This is a genomic window from Nocardia sp. 852002-20019_SCH5090214, assembly GCF_001665865.1.
Classification (GTDB): Bacteria; Actinomycetota; Actinomycetes; order Mycobacteriales; family Mycobacteriaceae; genus Nocardia; species Nocardia nova.
The window spans coordinates 1-3081 of the sequence record NZ_LZMK01000366.1 but is presented as its reverse complement, the minus strand read 5'-3'; the positions used below and the strand labels follow the sequence as shown (position 1 = coordinate 3081).

Below are 3081 nucleotides of genomic sequence, written 5' to 3'. Positions count from 1 at the left end.
CGCACGCACATGAGCGCCCGCGCCGCCGTCGACACCGGTGCCCGCGACCCACGCGATCGGATCCCAGTAGAACGAGCAGGGCTCCTTGGCCACGCCCTGCGGATCGAACACCCGCACCGTGCCCATCCGGCCGCGATGCAGCCGGGTCGCGTCCACGACATCGCGCTTGTTCGAGGTCGCCACGACCGGGCCGATCGCCTCCATCACCGCCGGAATCACCAGCGAGCTGGACTTACCGGCACGCGGGCCCATGATGTCGACGTGCAAGTCCTCGTAGGAGGCGTACAGCCCCGTCGCGTCCAGCACCGCCCGGCCCAGCGACACCCCAGGGGCGTCACCCGCGCCGCGGCGCACACCCAGGCGGGCGGCCTTGGCAACCATCGCCTCATAGGTCAGATCCGCCAGCTCAGCGCCCTGAGCCATCCACCGGGCCTGCGCATCGACCGCGTGCTCGACCTGCTGCGCGATCCGCGCGTAACCCACACCGGTGGCCTTGCGTACCTTGCGGGCCTTCTTCTTCGCCGCCCTCGCGGTGTCGGCCTCGCGACGATCCGAGAACAGGTCCCGGCAGCGGTGGCAGACCCAGCTCCCGGCCACCACCGACGCGGCCACACCGGCCGCGGCGCCACCGAGCACGGTCGCCAGACCAGCCCACGCCTCCCCCGACCACGCCAGCGAGTGCGTGCCGAACAGGTCCCACCCCAACAGAAGCGGGTTGGAGAACTCCACCGACTGCTTCGGCCCGCCGTAGAGCGGGGCCACCCAGGTAGCCGCGCCGGCCGTCTCGATCAGCGTCGGCACGCCCACCATGACCCCGGCGATCCCCTTGGCCTCACGCCACGGGTCCAGCTCGGCACCCGGCATCGGCGCTGTGCGATCCATCAGGCCACCGCCTTCGATAGGGAGGCGGCCCGGGATTCGTACATGTTGCGGGCGGTCATGTAGTGGCAGCCCAGCTCTTTGCCGATAGCCGACCAGGACATGCCCTGCTCGTCGCGCAGTTCGACCACCCGCTGCAGCAGCTCCGCGCGGGTGCCGGCGAACTTGGCAGGCCCGAAGTCGTGCAGCGGCGCGGGAATTCCGGTCTTCGCGACCTGGGCCAGCAGCTCCAAAGCGGCTTCGCGGTCCTGCCGGGCGGTCGGCGTCGACGCCATCAGCACCGACGCGAACACGCCGTCGGTCGCCTCGTCCGGGGCCGCGAGCGCGTACTGTGCGCACCGAACCAGCAGCGGGCAGCGCTGGCAAATCTCTTGCGCGGCATGAACAGCGGCGCGCGAATCACGGAAAAACAGCTCCGGATCGGTGGTGCACTCCACTGGTGCCCACGCCGCCGGGTGATCGACAACAGCACGGATCGTGGTCATCGCTGAACTCCTTCAACGGAAGTGGTGGGGGAAGGCGCGGAGCAGAACGGATCGCAGCTGCGCGGGTAGTAGGTGTGGTGCGGATTCGGGTGGGTCACCGTGACCAGCACGGCGAGAAGGACTCCGAACGCGAGCACCAGAAGCGGGACGACGAGGATCGGGCCGACCCCGATGCCGCCCGCCACGATCGGGATGTGGACATCGACGAAGCGTTCGCGAGCCATCACGCACTCACCGGCAGCTCGGCGAAGCCGCGGGCCTCGTCAGCGGTCAGGCCCAGCTCCCCGGCCCACCGCTCGACATCGAGCCGATCCGGCGCGATCGCGATCCGCATCGCGGCCGTTGCCTGCTCACGGGTCAGCTGACGACCCGGCAGGTAGTCGACCACCCACCGGCTCATGCCGACGTAGATCGCGAGGTGCTTAGTCGCCTCGCTGGTCATGTGCCCGCCGGTGACCCGCAACGACGGGATCGTGGGGGCCGCAGCGGCCCGCTGCCAGATGTCACGAGTCCAGGTCTCGGGAAGATTCATCGCGACCACACCGCCCACTCGGCCGGGGTGGTCGGCCACTCTGACTGCTCGATCCGGATCACCGCGTCGAGCACGTCCAGGCCCAGCGTGCGGGCCTGCTGGGCCATCAGCCGCCACACGATCGCGACGTTCGAGTCCTCGGCCCACAGCAGCTCGCCCCACTGATCCGCGATCTCGGCCAACAGCAGGCCGGCCACCGCCTGCACCCGGTTGACCAGGCGATCCGGTGCGAACGACAACCGGAACACCCCCTCCGCCATCTCGAAGGCCACATGCTCCGACCGCGTCGCGGTCAGCCACTGTCCCTCTCGCTTGACTGCCATCTCTCGCCTCCCTGAAGAGTTCCAACTCATTCGAGTGAATCAGAGTGACCTAGGTGAGTCAATAGAGAGAACTAGTTGACATAGATGACTCAGGGACACCTACTCTTATGGGGTGAGCAAACCTCGATATCAGCTGGTCGCAGACGAACTACGCGCCCAAATCGCGGAGGGCGACTACGTTCCGGGCGCCCAGCTGCCGACAAAGCCAGAACTGATGAAACGATTCGGCGTCGCTCTGGCGACCCTCGACCGCGGCCTCGATGTACTGCGCGATGAAGGCCTCATCGAGACCTTCCACGGCGTCGGCACATTCGTGAAAGAGGCTCCGCCGCAGCGCGCTTCGATAGAGGAAGAGATCACGTCGCTGAAAGACCGTGTGGCCCGACTCGAAACGCAGATGATGGAGGTCTACAGCAACCTCGGACTGCCCGACTCGGCCGAACACAACCACGCTCAGGAGGCAGGGTGAACGTCCGACACCTCCCCCATCAGGGAAACGTGACCGGACTCCACACTCGCGGATCCAGCTATCACCCTGATTTCGCTGCGGTCGCCCGCAACCGGGTCGCGATGGCCCGTGCCGCGGCGGGCCTATCCCCCACCGCCTTTGCGGAGGCGCTGAGCTCCCTTCTCGGCCGGCCGGTCGACTCCCGGCACGTCACCGCCTGGGAGTCGCGCACGACACCTCCTGGCGATGTACTGCTCGCTGTCGCAGCACTGGCGCCCACCCCCGGCGGCGGTCTCGGGGTGCGGTCCCACAAGTTCGTCGCTGCCCACATCGGCCACGAATTCGTCACGCCCCTCCGAGATCGCCTCGCGCTAGACCAGGTCGACGGTCAGCTCGGAAAGTCCCCCTGCTGGC

Annotated in this window: 7 protein-coding genes; 2 read left to right on the top strand and 5 right to left on the bottom strand. The window is 68.1% G+C overall.

The genetic code is table 11. The features are described from left to right. The 5 genes from A5780_RS28420 to A5780_RS28400 all read right to left on the bottom strand — a co-directional run. On the bottom strand, nucleotides 1-882 hold an 882-nt coding region (locus A5780_RS28420; protein ID WP_231983129.1), incomplete at its 3' end, for a type IV secretory system conjugative DNA transfer family protein. Continuing rightward, complete coding sequence (locus A5780_RS28415; protein ID WP_082976779.1) at nucleotides 882-1364, bottom strand: WhiB family transcriptional regulator; 483 nt, start codon at nucleotides 1362-1364, stop codon at nucleotides 882-884. The genes A5780_RS28415 and A5780_RS28420, both read right to left, overlap by 1 nt. Continuing rightward, complete coding sequence (locus tag A5780_RS28410; protein ID WP_064910313.1) at nucleotides 1361-1588, bottom strand: hypothetical protein; 228 nt, start codon at nucleotides 1586-1588, stop codon at nucleotides 1361-1363. The genes A5780_RS28415 and A5780_RS28410 overlap by 4 nt, the downstream gene beginning before the upstream one ends. Further along, nucleotides 1588-1896 (bottom strand): hypothetical protein, encoded by a 309-nt coding sequence (locus tag A5780_RS28405; RefSeq protein WP_082976780.1) that lies wholly within the window; start codon nucleotides 1894-1896, stop codon nucleotides 1588-1590. Before A5780_RS28405 ends, A5780_RS28410 begins: the two co-directional genes overlap by 1 nt. Further along, nucleotides 1893-2219, bottom strand: a complete 327-nt coding sequence (locus A5780_RS28400; protein ID WP_064910309.1) for a hypothetical protein — start codon at nucleotides 2217-2219, stop codon at nucleotides 1893-1895. The genes A5780_RS28405 and A5780_RS28400 overlap by 4 nt, the downstream gene beginning before the upstream one ends. A 112-nt stretch (nucleotides 2220-2331) precedes the next feature. Between A5780_RS28400 and A5780_RS28395 the strand changes: the two genes are divergently transcribed. Continuing rightward, nucleotides 2332-2688: a GntR family transcriptional regulator gene (locus A5780_RS28395; RefSeq protein ID WP_064910307.1), complete on the top strand. Its 357-nt coding sequence runs from the start codon at nucleotides 2332-2334 to the stop codon at nucleotides 2686-2688. Next, nucleotides 2685-3081: hypothetical protein (locus A5780_RS28390; protein WP_156769700.1), on the top strand; the 397-nt coding region annotated here is incomplete at its 3' end. The genes A5780_RS28395 and A5780_RS28390, both read left to right, overlap by 4 nt.

Excerpts from the sequence above, each read along its gene's own strand:
- A5780_RS28410 (WP_064910313.1), bottom strand. The coding sequence starts at position 1,588 with ATGGCTCGCGAACGCTTCGTCGATGTCCACATCCCGATCGTGGCGGGC.
- A5780_RS28405 (WP_082976780.1), bottom strand. The coding sequence starts at position 1,896 with ATGAATCTTCCCGAGACCTGGACTCGTGACATCTGGCAGCGGGCCGCT.
- A5780_RS28400 (WP_064910309.1), bottom strand. The coding sequence starts at position 2,219 with ATGGCAGTCAAGCGAGAGGGACAGTGGCTGACCGCGACGCGGTCGGAG.
- A5780_RS28415 (WP_082976779.1), bottom strand. The coding sequence starts at position 1,364 with ATGACCACGATCCGTGCTGTTGTCGATCACCCGGCGGCGTGGGCACCA.